Origin of the sequence: Streptomyces sp. NBC_00012 (assembly GCF_045040875.1) — a bacterium.
GTDB lineage: Bacteria > Actinomycetota > Actinomycetes > Streptomycetales > Streptomycetaceae > Streptomyces.
Map to the genome: position 1 here is coordinate 2,661,703 of NZ_CP108309.1, position 16,356 is coordinate 2,678,058.

14 protein-coding genes and 1 pseudogene are annotated in these 16,356 nt (G+C 70.7%); 6 read left to right on the forward strand and 9 right to left on the reverse strand.

Going from position 1 to position 16,356, the window contains the following annotated elements; genetic code table 11:
- Positions 1-174: 174 nt before the first annotated feature.
- Positions 175-1,263: a branched-chain amino acid aminotransferase gene (locus OHA19_RS12175; RefSeq protein ID WP_405716780.1), complete on the reverse strand. Its 1,089-nt coding sequence runs from the start codon at positions 1,261-1,263 to the stop codon at positions 175-177.
- Between the two features lie 239 nt (positions 1,264-1,502).
- Positions 1,503-2,546 carry a 3-isopropylmalate dehydrogenase gene (locus OHA19_RS12180; protein ID WP_405716779.1) on the reverse strand — a complete coding sequence of 348 codons (1,044 nt, stop codon included), beginning with the start codon at positions 2,544-2,546 and terminating at the stop codon, positions 1,503-1,505.
- A 129-nt stretch (positions 2,547-2,675) separates the two neighbouring features.
- Here OHA19_RS12180 and OHA19_RS12185 point away from each other — a divergent pair.
- A pseudogene (locus OHA19_RS12185) lies at positions 2,676-4,247 on the forward strand (purple acid phosphatase family protein).
- A 43-nt stretch (positions 4,248-4,290) separates the two neighbouring features.
- Here the strand turns inward: OHA19_RS12185 and OHA19_RS12190 are convergent.
- Positions 4,291-4,419 (reverse strand): hypothetical protein, encoded by a 129-nt coding sequence (locus OHA19_RS12190; RefSeq protein ID WP_256260187.1) that lies wholly within the window; start codon positions 4,417-4,419, stop codon positions 4,291-4,293.
- A gap of 545 nt (positions 4,420-4,964) precedes the next feature.
- Between OHA19_RS12190 and OHA19_RS12195 the strand changes: the two genes are divergently transcribed.
- The 4 genes from OHA19_RS12195 to OHA19_RS12210 all read left to right on the forward strand — a co-directional run bounded on the left by OHA19_RS12195 (position 4,965) and on the right by OHA19_RS12210 (position 8,165).
- Positions 4,965-5,537 (forward strand): CDP-alcohol phosphatidyltransferase family protein, encoded by a 573-nt coding sequence (locus OHA19_RS12195; protein ID WP_405716778.1) that lies wholly within the window; start codon positions 4,965-4,967, stop codon positions 5,535-5,537.
- The gene (locus OHA19_RS12200; RefSeq protein ID WP_405716777.1) at positions 5,534-6,394 is read left to right on the forward strand and encodes a phosphatidate cytidylyltransferase; all 861 of its coding nucleotides are present in this window, start codon (positions 5,534-5,536) and stop codon (positions 6,392-6,394) included. The genes OHA19_RS12195 and OHA19_RS12200 overlap by 4 nt, the downstream gene beginning before the upstream one ends.
- Complete coding sequence (locus tag OHA19_RS12205; protein WP_405716776.1) at positions 6,391-7,599, forward strand: lysophospholipid acyltransferase family protein; 1,209 nt, start codon at positions 6,391-6,393, stop codon at positions 7,597-7,599. Before OHA19_RS12200 ends, OHA19_RS12205 begins: the two co-directional genes overlap by 4 nt.
- A 95-nt stretch (positions 7,600-7,694) precedes the next feature.
- The gene (locus tag OHA19_RS12210) at positions 7,695-8,165 is read left to right on the forward strand and encodes a DUF1877 family protein (RefSeq protein ID WP_405716775.1); all 471 of its coding nucleotides are present in this window, start codon (positions 7,695-7,697) and stop codon (positions 8,163-8,165) included.
- A gap of 99 nt (positions 8,166-8,264) precedes the next feature.
- Here the strand turns inward: OHA19_RS12210 and pruA are convergent, their stop codons facing one another.
- Complete coding sequence (gene pruA, locus OHA19_RS12215; protein WP_405716774.1) at positions 8,265-9,896, reverse strand: L-glutamate gamma-semialdehyde dehydrogenase; 1,632 nt, start codon at positions 9,894-9,896, stop codon at positions 8,265-8,267.
- Positions 9,897-9,935: 39 nt separating this feature from the next.
- On the reverse strand, positions 9,936-10,862 hold the full coding sequence (locus OHA19_RS12220; RefSeq protein WP_405716773.1) for a proline dehydrogenase family protein: 927 nt from the start codon (positions 10,860-10,862) through the stop codon (positions 9,936-9,938).
- Positions 10,863-11,041: 179 nt separating this feature from the next.
- Here OHA19_RS12220 and OHA19_RS12225 point away from each other — a divergent pair, with 179 nt between their 5' ends.
- Entirely contained in the window at positions 11,042-12,184 is a 1,143-nt protein-coding gene (locus OHA19_RS12225) for a PucR family transcriptional regulator (protein ID WP_405716772.1), read from the forward strand.
- On the opposite strand, the gene OHA19_RS12230 is transcribed toward OHA19_RS12225, so the two are convergent.
- From OHA19_RS12230 to ilvN, 4 genes are all read right to left on the reverse strand, one after another.
- Positions 12,181-12,780, reverse strand: a complete 600-nt coding sequence (locus tag OHA19_RS12230; protein WP_405716771.1) for a TetR/AcrR family transcriptional regulator — start codon at positions 12,778-12,780, stop codon at positions 12,181-12,183. The genes OHA19_RS12225 and OHA19_RS12230 overlap by 4 nt on opposite strands.
- Positions 12,781-12,860: 80 nt before the next feature.
- Entirely contained in the window at positions 12,861-14,453 is a 1,593-nt protein-coding gene (serA, locus tag OHA19_RS12235; RefSeq protein WP_405716770.1) for a phosphoglycerate dehydrogenase, read from the reverse strand.
- A gap of 273 nt (positions 14,454-14,726) precedes the next feature.
- On the reverse strand, positions 14,727-15,728 hold the full coding sequence (ilvC, locus tag OHA19_RS12240) for a ketol-acid reductoisomerase (protein ID WP_405716769.1): 1,002 nt from the start codon (positions 15,726-15,728) through the stop codon (positions 14,727-14,729).
- 100 nt (positions 15,729-15,828) lie between these two features.
- Positions 15,829-16,356, reverse strand: a complete 528-nt coding sequence (ilvN, locus tag OHA19_RS12245; protein ID WP_342286606.1) for an acetolactate synthase small subunit — start codon at positions 16,354-16,356, stop codon at positions 15,829-15,831.

Here is a 16,356-nt window from a genome sequence, read left to right on the forward strand (position 1 = left end):
CGGGGCCGGGGGCCAGGGTCTTTCGTCTGGATCGGGCCGGATCAGGGAGCGGGGTCCGGTGCCGTGCATCGCAAGGCGGAGGAGGGAGTCGACGCGGAGCGTCGGCGACCGACGTCAACGCGGCGAGGTGCGGCACCGGGGCACGCGAGCCCGGCATGATCCAAACGAGAGGCCCTAGCCGAGGGGGTGCATCCAGCCGTGGGTGTCCTCGACGACACCGCGCTGGATGTCGAGCAGGCGCTCACGCAGCTTCATCGTGACCTCGCCGGGCGTGCCGTCGCCCTGGATCCACTCGCCGCCCTCGGACTTGACGGTGCCGACGGGAGTGATGACGGCGGCCGTGCCGCAGGCGAAGACCTCGGTGAGGGTGCCGTTCGCGGTGTCGTCGCGCCACTGGTCGATGGAGACGCGGCCCTCCTCCGACTCGTAGCCGAGGTCGCGGGCGACCTTGAGCAGCGAGTCACGGGTGACACCGGCGAGCAGCGAGCCGGTCAGGGCCGGGGTGACGATCTTGTTCCCGTACACGAAGTACAGGTTCATGCCGCCGAGCTCCTCGACCCACTTGTGCTCGACCGCGTCGAGGTAGGCGACCTGGTCGCAGCCCTTCTCGGCGGCCTCGGCCTGGGCGAGGAGGGACGCGGCGTAGTTGCCGCCGGTCTTGGCGTCGCCCATGCCGCCGGGGACGGCGCGGACCCGGTTCTCGGAGAGCCAGATCGAGACCGGCTTCACACCGCCGGGGAAGTACGCGCCGGCCGGCGAGGCGATCACCAGGAACAGGTACTCGTTGGCGGGCCGCACGCCGAGGCCGATCTCGGTCGCGATCATGAACGGGCGGAGGTAGAGGGACTCCTCGCCGCCGTGCGCCGGAACCCAGGCCTCGTCCTGCTTGACCAGCGCGTCACAGGCCGCGATGAACGTCTCGACGGGCAGCTCCGGCATGGCCAGCCGGCGGGCGGACGCCTGGAAGCGCTTGGCGTTGGCCTCGGGACGGAAGGTGGCGACCGAGCCGTCGGGCTGGCGGTAGGCCTTGAGGCCCTCGAAGATCTCCTGCCCGTAGTGCAGGGTCATGTTGGCGGGGTCGATCGACAGCGGCGCGTACGGCACGAGCTGGGCGTCGTGCCAGCCGCGGCCCTCGGTCCACCGGATCGTCACCATGTGGTCGGTGAAGCGGCGGCCGAATCCGGGATTGACCATGCTCGCCTCGCGCTCCGCGTCGGACAGTGGGGTCGAGGAGGGCTTGAGCTCGATCGTGGGCGTCGTCATGAGTGCGTGTCCTTCACCGTTGTGTGTGTTGGACCGCGCTCACGCCGCTCCTGCCAGACAGGTGCTAGGACGTCCGAGTTTTGTTGCGAGCCACGGCCCCGTTCGATTATCGCTCCCGGGTGGCCGTGCACGAAACGGCACGATTGCGGTCCAGTGGTCGATGGTGGCACCCGGGGCCGCACAAGGTGAAGCCGCCGGGTGCGGTGGTTGCCCGGCGGCTTCGAAACGGAGTCGTCGGGTCAGTTCGCTACGCGTACCGCGAGCGCGTCGCCGATCTCGTCGGTCGTACGGGCGGCCGCGCCGTCGCGCTCCGCGAGGTCCGCGGAGACGGCGTCCTCGATGCGCACGGCCTCGGCCTCGTAGCCGAGGTGGCGCAGCAGGAGGGCGACGGAGAGGACCGTGGCCGTCGGGTCGGCCTTGCCCTGGCCCGCGATGTCGGGGGCGGAGCCGTGGACCGGCTCGAACATCGACGGGAAGGTGCCCGTCGGGTTGATGTTGCCGGACGCGGCCAGGCCGATGCCGCCGGTCACGGCAGCGGCGAGGTCGGTGAGGATGTCACCGAAGAGGTTGTCGGTGACGATGACGTCGAAGCGCTCCGGCTGGGTGACGAAGAAGATCGTCGCGGCGTCGACGTGCAGATAGTCGGTGGTGACCTCGGGGTACTCGGTCGCGACCCGGTCGAAGATGTTCTTCCACATGTGGCCCGCGTACACGAGGACGTTGTTCTTGTGCACCAGCGTCAGCTTCTTGCGCGGGCGGGCGTTCGCCCGCTCGAACGCGTCCCGGACGACGCGCTCGACGCCGTACGCGGTGTTGACGCTGACCTCGGTGGCGACCTCGGCCGGCGTACCGGTGCGCAGCGAGCCGCCGTTGCCGGTGTACGGGCCCTCGGTGCCCTCGCGGACGACGACGAAGTCGATGTCCGGGCGGCCGGCCAGCGGGGTCGCGGTGTTCGGGAACAGCTTCGAGGGCCGCAGGTTGATGAAGTGGTCGAAGGCGAACCGCAGCTTCAGCAGGAGCCCGCGCTCCAGGACGCCCGACGGCACGGAGGGGTCACCGATCGCGCCGAGCAGGATGGCGTCATGGCCCTTGAGGGCTTCGAGCTCCGCGTCCGGGAGGGTTTCTCCGGTGCGGTGCCACCGCTGGGCGCCAAGGTCGTACTCCTTGGTCTCCAGCTTCACATCCTGCGGGAGAACAGCGCCTAGGACCTTGAGGCCCTGGGCCACGACCTCCTGGCCGATTCCGTCACCGGGGATCACTGCGAGATTGATGCTGCGAGACATGTCCGCACCCTACTGCGCGTCCCACCCCATGACACATCACGTCCACCATACGGACGCATGGGGAGCTGTATGTGTACCGTTCACCTACCCGACGGTACGGCGTCGGGCGACGGGTGGCTGTTCTGGTCCATGGACATCCCCCGATTCGGAATCCCCGAGAAGCTCGCCGGCCGCATGAGCATGGCCGAGCAGCACGACCATCTGCGCACCCGGCTGACCCGGCGCGGCGTACTGCGTACGAGCGCGGCGACCGCGGCGGTCGCCGGTGCCGGCTCGGCACCTCTCTCGCCGCCTCGCCCGCGTACGCCGCCCCCACCGTGCTCACCTCGCGCCACAGCTCCACCCGGGTGGACGGATCGCTGGTGGCGCCGTTCGGCCGGCACCTGGCGTACGGCGCCGACCCGAGGACGCAGCTGGCGGTCTCCTGGCAGGTCCCGTTCGCCGTGAAGCGGCCGACATCCGGATCGGCCACAAGCCGTGGGCGCTGAGCCGCCGGATCGACGCCGAGGTCCGCCACCTGACCACCCCGGAGCTGAACGGCGGCAGGATCGCGGCCGCCGAGCAGTTCTACGTGCACGCGAGCCTGGAGCGGCTGCAGCCCGGCACGACGTACTACTACGGCGTCGGCCACGACGGCTTCGACCCCGCCGACACCCGCAACCTGGGCACGCTCGGCACCTTCACCACCGCGCCCGCGCGCGCCGGGGCGTTCACCTTCACCGCCTTCGGCGACCAGGGCGTCAGCTACCACGCGCTCGGCAACGGCCAGCTGATCCTGGGCCAGAACCCGGCGTTGCACCTGCACGCGGGCGACATCTGCTCCGCCGACCCGTCCGGCTCCGGGCAGAGCACCGACACCTACGACGCCCGCACCTGGGACCAGTTCCTGGCGCAGACGGAGACCGTGGCCAAGACCGTGCCGTGGATGGTGACCACCGGCAACCACGACATGGAGGCCGGGTACTCGCCGGACGGCTACGGCGGCCAGAACGCCCGCTGGACGCTGCCCGGCAACGGCCCCGACCCGGTGAACCAGCCCGGCGCCTACTCTTTCGTGCACGGCAATGCGGCTGTCGTCGCCCTCGACGCCAACGACGTCTCGTACGAGATCCCGGCCAACTTCGGGATCAGCGACGGCAAGCGGACCCGCTGGCTGGACCGGCGCCTCGGCGAGCTGCGGGCCCGTCACGACATCGACTTCGTGGTGGTCTGCTTCCACCACTGCGCCTTCTCGACGACCAACGCGCACGCCTCCGACGGCGGGGTGCGCGACGCATGGGTGCCGCTCTTCGAGAAGCACCAGGTGGATCTGGTCATCAACGGCCACAACCACGTCTACGAGCGCACCGACGCGATCCTGAACAACACCGTCCGGCGCAGGGTGCCGATCGGCGAGCGCACCGACCCGACGCGGGACGGCATCGTGTACGTCACCGCGGGCGGCGCGGGCAAGGCGCTGTACGACTTCCCGGCACCGGACAGTTACGAGGGCACGTCGCGGACCGGGAGAGCGTGGACAGGTACCACGTGGTCAAGGGCGGCGGGAAGGCGGCGGAGACCGTGGAGTGGTCCCGGGTGCGGTACACCGGCTTCTCGTTCCTGGCGGTGGAGGTGCAGCCCGGCCGGCACGCCCGGATGAAGGTCAGCGCACTCGCCGAGACGGGCGAGCGCATCGACCACTTCGAGATCAGCCGGGGCTGACCGCCCGTCGGGCCGGTCCGGTGACCGGCCCGTTCAGCCGGTCTCAGTGGCCTGTGGAGCCGCCGTTGTCCCTTCGGTCGAGAGCCCGCTGGAGGGCGGCGGCGGCATTCCGGCGCTCCGACTCGGTCGGGCGGTGGGCACGGCGGACACGGCGGACAGTCGTCTGGACCATGATGGATCGACTCCTTGAGATCGCGAGGATTTCGAGATCGAACATCGTGAAGATGATTTCGAGATCGGGATTTCGAGGCGCCGGAAAGGGCGGGGAGCGGGCGCCGCAGGGGTTGCCTGCACAAGGGCGCGCACTCACGACCGCCAGTCGCTGGATCTAGCGAGACGTTCGGCTCCTACAAAGCTAAGGCAGCCCGGCCGGTCTGTCTCCACAATTACTCGGACTTCCTACTATCTGAGACGGGGGTTTACGACCGGCCGTCCCCGGATCCTTGGTCCGAGCCCCGAATTCTGGCGATCGTGCCTGCTCAGGGTGGGTGCGCCGGGCGGACATTCCCCCGCTCCGGGCGGGTGTCGCCCACATCACGTCCCCGTCCCGCCGGTCGAGGAACAGCGTCCCGGAGCCGGTGGGCAGCCCGCGGCCGGCCGCGCCGCATACGTAGGTGCTGCCCTCCTTCCCCCAGCCTCTCGGCCACCGGATACTCAGTGGGCATTTGAGTACCTGCCACGTGTCGAAGGACTGTGCGTCGCACGACAGTTGGACACATGAACGGCCTCTACGCTCTCAAGCCCTGGTACGCGGACCGGCTCTCCGGCGCCCGCGCCTCGCTGGTCCGCCGTGAGGTGTCGCCCGACACCCTCACCGCGGCCGGCGTGGTCTCGGCGGCCGGTGCCGCCGTCGCGCTGGCCTGGCTGCCCGCCCCGCTCGCCGCCCTGCCGGTCGCCCTGCTGCTCGCGGCCCGGCTCGCCTTCGCCAACCTGGACGGCGCGCTGGCCCGCGACACCGGCCGGACGACCCGGCGCGGCGCGGTGCTCAACGAGCTCGGTGACCGGGCGGCGGATCTGGTCGTGCTGGCCGGCTTCCTGGCGCTCGCCCCGCTGTGGCTGGTGGCGGTGGCCGGGCTCGCGGCGACCCTGCCGTCCTGGGTGTCGCTGGCCGGTGCGGCGGCGGGCGCGCCCCGGCGCAACGGCGGCCCGGTCGGCAAGACCGAACGCTGCCTGCTGGTCGTGGTAGCGGCGGCGAGCGGCTGGGCCGTACCCGTCCTGATCGTGATCGCCGCCGGTTCGCTGCTCACCGCGGCGTTCCGGCTGGCGGGCCTGTGGCGGGAGCTGGCATGAGCGCCGTACTGATCGCCGAGGAGGCCGCGGCGCGGGCCGTGCCACTGGTCGCGGGGGTGCTGGGGGCGGGCGGTGTCGCCGTCGCCGTACTGCCGTCGAAGGTCCGGATGCGGGCCGAGCTGCGAAGGCGCTGGCGCACCTGGGCGCTGGTGGCGCCGGTCTTCCTGGGGGCGTACTTCCTGGGCGGCGGCGGGACGTTCGCGCTGGCCGCCGGGCTCGGGGTGGTCGCGGCGGGCGAGTTCGCCCGGATGGCGGGGCTGCGCCGGGGCGACCTCACGGTGCTCGTGGCGGCCGCGGTGGCACTCCCCGCGCTGGCCTGGCTGGCGCCGCGGTTCCTCGACATCCGGGCGGCGGCGCTGCTGCTGGTCGCGGCGGCGCTTCCGTCCGTACTCGGCGGGGACGACCGGGCCGGCTTCACCCGCACCGCGCGCACCGCCTTCGGGCTGCTGTGGATCCCGGTCGCGCTGACCGGTCTGGTGACGCTCGGGGACACGGCGGTCGCGGTGGGGCTCGCGGTGGCGCTCGGCGATGTCGGCGCCTGGTGCGGCGGTACGGCGCTGGGGCGCCGGGGTCCGCTCGCCCGGCCGCTGTCGCCGCTCTCCCCCAACAAGACCTGGGCGGGGGTGCTCGGCGCGGCGGTGGCGACGGCCCTGCTGCTGCTCGTGCTCGGCGAGTTCGCGTTCCCGCTGTGGGCCTCGGTGATCGGCGGCTGTGTCCTGGGTGACCTGCTCGAATCGATGGTCAAGCGCGAGTCGGGCGTGAAGGACGCGGGCAACTGGCTGCCCGGCTTCGGCGGCCTCCTGGACCGGATCGACTCCCTGCTGGTGGCCCTTCTCCTGGCGATGGTGACGACATGACCCGCACCCTCGCGCACGTACCCGGCCGGGTCACGCTGCCCGCACGCTCCCGGTTCGCCGCCGCGCTCCGGCGCGGCCTGTGGTGGGGCGTACTCAGCCTCACCGGCGGGGTGGAGCGGCGCGGCCGGCTGCCGCGCGGCGGCTGCGTGGTCGTCGCCAACCACTCCTCGCACGCGGACACGGCGGCGCTCCTCGCCGCGCTCGACGCCCGGCACACCCCGGCGATCGGTGCGGCCGCCGACTACTGGTTCGCCTCGCCGTGGCGGCGCCGCATCTGCCGCCGGCTCGCGGCCGGGTTCCCGGTGCGGCGCAGTGGCGGCGGCATGGACGACCTGCTGTCCATGGCGGACGAGCTCCGCTCCGGCCGGGCGGTCGTCCTGTTCCCGGAGGGGACCCGTGGCAAGGACGGTGAGCTGGGTTCCTTCCATCGCGGCGCGCTCGTGCTGGCCGAGCGGGCCGGGGTCCCGGTGGTGCCGGTGGGGATCGCGGGCACGGACCGGCTGCTGCCCAAGCACGGCCGGCTGCGCTCGGCGCTGGTGCGGGTGACGATCGGTGACCCGCTGCCGTCGACGACCGGTCCGCGGGAGGCCCGCGACGCGGTGGTCGCGCTGCACGCGCGTACGGTCGCCGAGCCGCTGCGGGACTCGGCGACGCGGCGCCGGGTGGCGTCGGTCGTCACCTCGCGCCGGGGTGTCCCGCTGGCGTTCGTGTGGGCGCTGGCGGAGGCGCTGAGCTGGCCGCTGATGCCGGAACTGCTGCTGGGCGCGGTCTGTGTGGCGGTGCCGCGGCAGGCACTGCGGATGTCGCTGGGCGCGCTCGCCGGCAGCCTGGCCGGGGGCCTGCTCGCCCTTCAGCTGGCCTCGGCCGGTGTGCACCTGCCCGCCCCGCTGACCACGGACCGGATGCGGGCGGAGGTCCGGGCCGAACTCGCGCTGGAGGGGGCGTCGGCGGTGCGGCATCAGCCCTGGAACGGCATTCCGTTCAAGGTGTACGGGGCCGGGGCGGGCCGCGCCGGTGTGCCCGCGCTCGACTGGCTCACCGCTTCGGCGACGGCACGGGGCTCCCGGACGCTCACCGTGGGGCTCGGCTTCGCCGCCTTCGGGCTGCTGATGCGCCGCCACCGCCGCCAGTACGGCCGCTACCTGGTCCTGCTGGGCGGCGGGTTCGCGGCGGGACTGTCACTGATCGTGAACGGCTGGGGCTGACCTGGCCACCGTAGGGACGGGGACTGTCAGTGGGTGCCCCTACTGTTCGGGAGCAGGGGGCCTGTCGGACGGCGGCCCGGCGGGAAGGGACAAGGATGAGCTTCAGCATGCAGGCACGGGCCGTTCCGGCCGCCCTGCTGCCGCAGGACTTCGCGGCGGTGTGGGCGGTCTTCGCCGACACGGACGACGAACTCGACCGCCTGGAGACGGATCTGCACATCTCCAAGGACTTCTCCGACGTGCACGAGCTGTGCCTCACCGCCCCGCCCGGCCACGGCAGCGGGGAGCTCCCCGTATTCGGCGGGGACATCCACGAGGACCCGGCCGGTATCGAGGCGCCGTCGCTCACGCTGACCGCGGCGCAGGTGCGGGAGACGGTGGAGTTCCTCCGCACCCATCCGTTCGACGGGCTGTGGGACGCGGCCTCCGGTGGCGTCGCCGCGCACTGGGGCTGGCCGGAGCCCGAGGTCCGCGCCGTGTTCGCCGCCCACTTCCGGCGGTTGGTGGACTTCTACGAACGCACGGCGGGCGGGGGCGACGCGGTGGTGAAGCGATTCCTGTACTGAGGGGCGGCCCTGGAATGGAAACCGCCTCCCGGCCGGCAGGGGAACCGGGCGGGAGGCGGAATTCGTGGCGGGGCGCCAGGGGTGGGGCGCCCCGGGGGATCAGCCCTGGTGGGGGTAGGTGTACTCGGTCGGCGGGACCAGCGTCTCCTTGATGGCCCGGGTCAGGGTCCAGCGCTGCAGGTTCTGCGGGGCGCCCGCCTTGTCGTTCGTGCCCGAGGCACGGCCGCCGCCGAAGGGCTGCTGGCCGACGACGGCGCCGGTCGACTTGTCGTTGATGTAGAAGTTGCCCGCGGCGTACCGCAGCTTCTCCATCGTGTACGCGGCCGCGGCGCGGTCGTTCGAGATGACGGAACCGGTCAGCGCGTAGTCGGAGACCGACTCCATCTGCTCCAGCATCTCGTCGTACTTGTCGTCCTCGTAGACGTGCACGGCGAGGATCGGGCCGAAGTACTCGGTCGTGAAGACCTCGTTCGAGGGGTCGGTGCACTCGATGACGGTCGGGCGGACGAAGTAGCCCACCGAGTCGTCGTACGTGCCGCCCGCGACGATCGTGCAGGACGGGTCGGCCTTCGCCCGGTCGATCGCGGCCTTGTTCTTGGCGAACGAGCGGTCGTCGATGACGGCGCCGATGAAGTTCGACAGGTCGGTGACGTCACCCATGGTGATGGAGTCGACCTCGGCGGCGAACTTCTCCTTGAAACCGGAGTTCCAGATGGAGGCCGGGACGTACGCCCGGGAGGAGGCCGAGCACTTCTGGCCCTGGAACTCGAAGGAGCCACGGGTCAGCGCGGTCTTCAGGACGGCGTGGTCGGCCGACGGGTGGGCGACGACGAAGTCCTTGCCACCGGTCTCGCCGACGAGCCGCGGGTAGGTGCGGTAGTTGGCGATGTTGCTGCCGACCGTCTTCCACAGGTGCTGGAAGGTGGGGGTCGAGCCGGTGAAGTGGATACCGGCCAGGTCGCGGTGGTTCAGGGCCACCTCGGAGACGGCGATGCCGTCACCGGTCACCAGGTTGATGACGCCCTTGGGCAGCCCGGCCTCTTCCAGGAGCTGCATCAGCAGCACGGCGGCGTGGGTCTGCGTCGGGGACGGCTTCCACACCACGACGTTGCCCATGAGGGCGGGGGCGGTGGGCAGGTTGCCCGCGATGGCCGTGAAGTTGAACGGCGTGATCGCGTAGACGAAGCCCTCCAGCGGCCGGTGGTCCATGCGGTTCCACACGCCCGGCGAGTTGGCCGGGGGCTGCTCGGCGAGGATCTGGCGCGCGTAGTGCACGTTGAAGCGCCAGAAGTCGACGAGCTCGCAGGGGGTGTCGATCTCGGCCTGCTGCGCGGTCTTGGACTGACCGAGCATCGTGGAGGCGGCCATCGTCTCGCGCCACGGGCCGGACAGCAGCTCGGCGGCGCGCAGGATGATCGCGGCGCGGTCGTCGAAGGACATCGCGCGCCAGGCCGGGGCGGCGGCGAGCGCGGCGTCGATCGCGTCCTGCGCGTCCTTCTGCGTGGCATTGGCGAACGTGCCGATGACGGCCTTGTGGTTGTGCGGCTGCACGACGTCGAAGCGCTCGCCGCCGCCCATCCGCTGCTCGCCACCGATGGTCATCGGAAGGTCGATCGGGTTCTCGGCGAGCTCCTTGAGCTTCACCTCCAGGCGGGCACGCTCCGGGGAGCCCGGGGCGTAGGAGTGGACCGGCTCGTTGACCGGCGCGGGGACCTGGGTGACAGCGTCCATGGTGTCCGTTGCTCCTTTGGGAGAGAGGTGGAGGGGTGCTCAGCCCTTGGTGAGGATGGAGCGGCCGAAGAACAGCAGGTTCGCCGGCTTCTCGGCGAGGCGGCGCATGAAGTAGCCGTACCAGTCGGTGCCGTACGCCGTGTAGACGCGCATCCGGTGGCCCTCGGCCGCGAGCCGGAGGTGCTCCTCGCTGCGGATGCCGTACAGCATCTGGAACTCGTACTCGTCCAGTTTGCGCCCGGCCTTGCGGCCCAGCTCCTGGGCGATGGCGATCAGGCGCGGGTCATGGGACCCGATCATCGGGTAGCCCTCGCCCTCCATGAGGGTTCGCAGGATGCGCACGTACGCCTTGTCGATCTCGGCCTTGTCCTGGTACGCGACGGAGGCGGGCTCCTTGTAGGCGCCCTTCACGATGCGCACGCGGCTTCCGGCGTCGGCCAGGCGGCGGGCGTCGTCCTCGGTGCGGAACAGGTAGGCCTGGATCACGCAGCCGGTCTGCGGGAAGTCCTTCCGCAGCTCCTCGTGGATGGCGAACATCGAGTCGAGGGTGGTGTGGTCCTCTGCGTCCAGCGTGACCGTGGTGCCGATCGCGGCGGCGGCCTCGACGACCGGGCGGACGTTGGCGAGCGCCAGCTCGTGGCCGCCGTCCAGCGCTTGGCCGAACATGGAGAGCTTGACGGACATCTCGGCCTTGGTGCCCAGGCCCAGGTCCTTGAGGCGCTCGATCAGTTCGAGGTAGGCGTCGCGGGCCGCGGCGGCCTGCTCGGGAGTGGTGATGTCCTCGCCGACCACGTCGAGGGTGACTTCGAGGCCCTTGCCGGTGGCGTCTTCGATGATCGGGATGACCTGGTCGACGGTCTCACCGGCGATGAACCGGTCGACGACCTGCTTGGTGCCAGGTGCGGCCGAGACGAAACGGCGCATCTTGTCGCTGCGGGACGCGGCGAGAATCACGGGACCCAGCACGGGGCACCTCCACGGAAAGTACGAACGAAGGCCATACCGGAAGATGGGGAACAGACCGGTACAGCACGGAGAACCACCGTGAAATCTAAGGATCTCTCCGATCGTGTGCCATCGACAGCTGTCACGCATCCGTTCCCCGGTTCTCAGACATATGTCTGAAGGGGTGCGAGAATGGCCGGGTGAAGGGCGATTACCAGGAGCTGGTCGACGAGATCTCCGGGCTGCTCGGCGCTCCCGCGACGCTGGAGAACCGGGATTTCGGCCTGGTCGCCTTCGGCGCCCACGACAGCGACGACGACACCGCGATGGACCCGGTCCGCACCCGGTCGATCCTGACCCGCCGCTCCACGCCCGCCGTCCGAGCCTGGTTCGAGGGCTTCGGCATCACCCGCGCCACCGGCCCGGTCCGTATTCCGGCGGCCCCGGAGGCCGGGGTCTTCCGGGACCGGATCTGTCTGCCGGTACGCCATCGGGGTGCCGTGCTCGGTTACGTATGGCTGCTCGACGCGGACCCCGGACCGACCGACGAACAGCTCAAGGCCGCGATGGAGGTGGCGGCCCGGATCGGGGCGCTGCTCGCCGAGGAGTCACGGGCGGGCACCGATCCGTCCCGGGAGTTCGGCGCGGTCCTGACCGCCGGGCGGGGCTGGCAGCGCGACATGGCGGTGGCCGCGCTGGACGAGGCGCTGGGGCCGGACGCGAAGGGGCTGCACACGGTGGTGTGCGTGCTCCCGTGGCCGGACGATCCGCCGTCGGTCCGTACGGTCCCGTCGGCGGCGGCGCTGTCCTCGGTGCCCGGGGCCGGGGGGCTCCCCTCGCTGGCCGCGCTGGTCCGGCTGCGTTCCACCGATGTCCTCGATCCGGCGCTGGCCGCCGCCGACCGGCTGCGTTCCGCCGCGGGCCGGGGCGCCACCGCCGGGGTCTCGGTGCCCCGCCGGGGTCTCGCGGAGCTGGCCGCGGCCTGGCACGAGGCGGTGGCCGCCGCCCGCGCGGCGACGGCCGAGTCCCGCTTCGGCCCGGTCGCGCAATGGCCGGCGATCGGGCCGTACCGGCTGCTGACCTCGCTCCCCGCGGAAGCGGTCGCGGACCCGGTGGTCCGCACCCTGCTCACCCCGCCGCACAAGGATCTGGCCCGCACCGCCGAGGTGTTCCTCGACTGCGCGGGCCAGGCGTCCCGGACGGCCGCCGCACTCGGCGTCCACCGCCAGACGCTCTACTACCGGCTCTCCCGGATCCAGCAGCTCACCGGCCTCGACCTCAACGAAGGCGAGGACCGACTGCTGCTGCACATGGCCTTGAAGAGCGCGCGGCTCGGAGGCTAGGCGCTCTCGTCCGGATCCGCCCGGCCCTCCAGCACGACCTTCAGACCGTCCGTCAAGTCCTGTGCGGACGGGGCGGATTCGCTGTCCATCAGCCACTGGACCATCACGCCGACGAGCAGCGCCTGGCAGAACAGCCCGGCCACCCGCGCCTTCTCGGGGTCCTTCTCCGGGTCGATGCCGAGCATGTTCTCGGCGAGCCCGTCACGACCTTCGCGCTGCGGGCCCAGGAGGGCCTTCCGCAGTTCCGGGTCCCGGTCGATCCGGGAGACGACCTCCATCTGGAGCTGCCAGACGGACCGGGCCTCCTCGAAGCTGTCGATCACCCGCCGCCAGGTGTCGCGGAACTGGTCGAGCGGCGGCCGGGACGCGTCGTCGCTCTCCTCGCGCTCCTCCTCCTCGGTGAGCACATCGCCCCACTCCTCCGTCACCTTGAGGAAGGCGAGGTTGAGCAGCGCCTCCTTGGAGCCGTAGTGGTAGCCGATGGAGGCGAGGTTCGTACCGGAGGCGGCCACGATGTCGCGTGCCGTCGTCCGGGCGTACCCCTTCTCCAGCAGGCAGCGCTTGGCGCCTTCGAGCAGATCCTCACGATGTCCCATGATGGCAGCGTACCCGGCATGCAGACGTTCGTGTAAGACGGACGTCTAGATGCCGGGTACGCGGAGGGGCTCCGGAACCGTCAGTCGGTCAGGTTCACCGTGCGGGCCGAATTGGCACCGATCTCGGTGGAGATCTCGGCGAGCACCGACGCCGGGACGTCGTCGTCGACGGTGAGCACGACCAGCGCCTCGCCGCCCGCACCCGTCCGCGAGACCTGCATGCCCGCGATGTTCAGACCGGCCTCACCGAGGATCCGGCCGACCGTGCCGACGACACCGGGACGGTCCTCGTAGCGCAGCACCACCATGTGGTCGGCCAGCGCCAGGTCCACGTCGTACTCACCGACGGCGACGATCTTCTGAAGGTGCTTGGGTCCGGCCAGCGTGCCGGAGACCGAGACCTCCTCGCCGCCCGAGAGCGTGCCGCGCACGGTGACCACGTTGCGGTGGTCGGGCGACTCGGAGCTGGTGGTGAGGCGGACCTCGACACCGCGCTCCTGCGCGAAGAGCGGGGCGTTCACATACGACACGGTCTCGTCGACGACGTCCTCGAACACGCCCTTGAGCGCGGAGAGTTCGAGCACCTTGACGTCGTGCTGGGTGATCTCGCCGTACACCTCGACATCGAGGCGGACCGCGACCTCGCCCGCGAGCGCGGTGAAGATCCGGCCGAGCTTCTCGGCGAGCGGCAGCCCCGGGCGCACGTCCTCGGCGATCACGCCGCCCTGGACGTTGACCGCGTCCGGCACGAGCTCACCGGCGAGGGCCAGGCGCACGGACTTGGCGACCGCGATGCCCGCCTTCTCCTGGGCCTCGTCGGTGGAGGCGCCGAGGTGCGGGGTGCAGACGACCTGGTCGAACTCGAACAGCGGGGAGTCCGTGCAGGGCTCCTTCGCGTACACGTCGAGGCCGGCGCCGGCGACGCGGCCCTCCTTGAGCGCGGAGGCGAGCGCCGCCTCGTCGACGATGCCGCCACGGGCGGCGTTGACGATGCGGACCGAGGGCTTCACCTTGTGCAGCGCCTCGTCGCCGATCAGGCCGAGCGTCTCGGGGGTCTTGGGCAGGTGCACCGTGATGAAGTCGGCGACCTCCAGCAGCTCGTCGAGCGTGAGGAGCTTGACGCCCATCTGCGCGGCGCGCGCCGGCTGCACATAGGGGTCGTACGCGACGATCTTCATGCCGAAGGCCGACATGCGCTGCGCGACCAGGACGCCGATGCGGCCGAGGCCGACGACACCGAGAATCTTCTCGCTGAGCTCGACGCCGGTGTACTTGGAGCGCTTCCACTCGCCGTTCTTGAGGGCGGTGTTGGCCTGCGGGATGTTGCGCGCGGTGGCGACCAGCAGACCGCAGGCCAGCTCGGCGGCGGTGACGATGTTGGAGGTCGGCGCGTTGACGACCATCACGCCGGCCTTGGTGGCTGCGGAGACGTCGACGTTGTCCAGACCGACGCCCGCGCGGGCGACGACCCTCAGCTTCTTCGCGGCGGCGATGGCCTCGGCGTCGACCTTGGTGGCGGAGCGCACCAGGATGGCGTCGACATCGGCGATCGCCGGGAGAAGCTCGGCGCGGTCCGCGCCGTTGCAATGCCGGATGTCGAAATCCGGGCCCAGCGCGTCAACCGTGGCGGGCGACAGCTCTTCAGCGATGAGTACGACAGGTTTCGAGCTCACGTGAGTCCTCACAGGTCCAGTGCGGACGGCCGTCCCGACGGCCGCAGGCGGTGGAGGGGCTTGCCGCGTGGAAGACGCACGACACTGTGGGCCTGACGCGTGTATGTGTGGAGAAGTGTAGTCATGCGCCAGGACGCATACTGCGCCCCGTTGGAAGGATCACCCACACGGGGGTGGACGACTTGTACACACGTACGACGCCGCTTCTTCCAGCGGTGAAGAAGAAACGCGCCCCGGGGGCGGGTCCATGGACCCGCCCCCGGGGCGTCGGTGTTACGCGTCCTCGTCGTTGACCCAGCTCATGAGCTTGCGCAGCTCGCGGCCGGTGGTCTCCAGGAGGTGGTCGCTGTCGGCCTTCTTGTACTCGTTGTACTTGGGCAGACCGTTGTGGTACTCGGCCATCCAGTTCTTGGCGAAGGTGCCGTCCTGGATCTCCGCGAGGATCTTCTTCATCTCGGCCTTGGTGGCGTCGGTGATGATCCGCGGGCCGGTGACGTAGTCGCCCCACTCGGCGGTCTCCGAGATCGACCAGCGCATCTTCTCCAGGCCGCCCTCGTACATCAGGTCCACGATGAGCTTCAGCTCGTGCAGGCACTCGAAGTAAGCGATCTCCGGCTGGTAACCGGCCTCGGTCAGCGTCTCGAAACCGGCCTTCACCAGAGCGGCGGTGCCACCGCAGAGCACGGCCTGCTCACCGAACAGGTCGGTCTCGGTCTCCTCGGTGAACGTCGTCTTGATCACACCGGCGCGGGTGCCCCCGATGCCCTTCGCGTACGACAGGGCCAGCGCCAGGCCGTTGCCCGAGGGGTCCTGCTCGACGGCCACGATGCACGGAACGCCGCGGCCCTCCTCGTACTGACGGCGGACCAGGTGGCCCGGGCCCTTCGGGGCGACCATGCAGACGTCGACATTGGCCGGCGGCTTGATGAAGTCGAAGCGGATGTTCAGACCATGGCCGAAGAACAGCGCGTCGCCGTCCTTGAGGTTGTCCTTGACGGACTCCTCGTAGACCTGGGCCTGGATCGGGTCCGGGACCAGGATCATGATGACGTCGGCCTCGGCCGCGGCCTCGGACGGCGTCACCACGCGCAGGCCCTGCTCCTCGGCCTTCGCCCTGGACTTCGACCCCTCGTGCAGGCCGACCCGGACGTCGACACCCGAGTCACGCAGCGACAGCGCGTGGGCGTGGCCCTGGCTGCCGTAGCCGATGACCGCGACCTTGCGGCCCTGGATGATGGACAGGTCGGCATCGTCGTCGTAGAACAGCTCGGCCACTGGGTTTCTCCTTGGTGTGCAGGTGTTGCGTCCCACCGTACGGCGGGGTGCGTCAGATACGTTTTCGGGTCTCGCCATACGAGCGGCGAGGTGGCGGTGACTACGCCGTACGGTCGAGGGCGCGCAGCGAACGGTCGGTGATCGAGCGCGCGCCGCGCCCTATGGCGATGGTGCCGGACTGGACCAGCTCCTTGATGCCGTACTGCTCCAGCATCTTGAGCATGGCCTCCAGCTTGTCGGCGCCGCCGGTCGCCTCGATCGTGACGGCCTCCGGGGAGACGTCCACGGTCTTGGCGCGGAACAGCTGGACGATCTCGACGATCTGGGAGCGGGTCTCGTTGTCGGCGCGGACCTTCACCAGGACGAGCTCGCGCTGGATCGCAGCGGACGGCTCGAGTTCGACGATCTTCAGGACGTTGACCAGCTTGTTGAGCTGCTTGGTCACCTGCTCCAGGGGCAGGTCCTCGACACCCACGACGATGGTGATGCGGGAGATGTCGGGGTGTTCGGTGGTGCCGACCGCGAGCGAGTCGATGTTGAAGCCGCGGCGGGAGAACAGCGCGGTGATCCGGGCGAGGACACCGGGCTTGTTCTCGACCAGGACGGAGAGCGTGTGCTTGGTGGACAT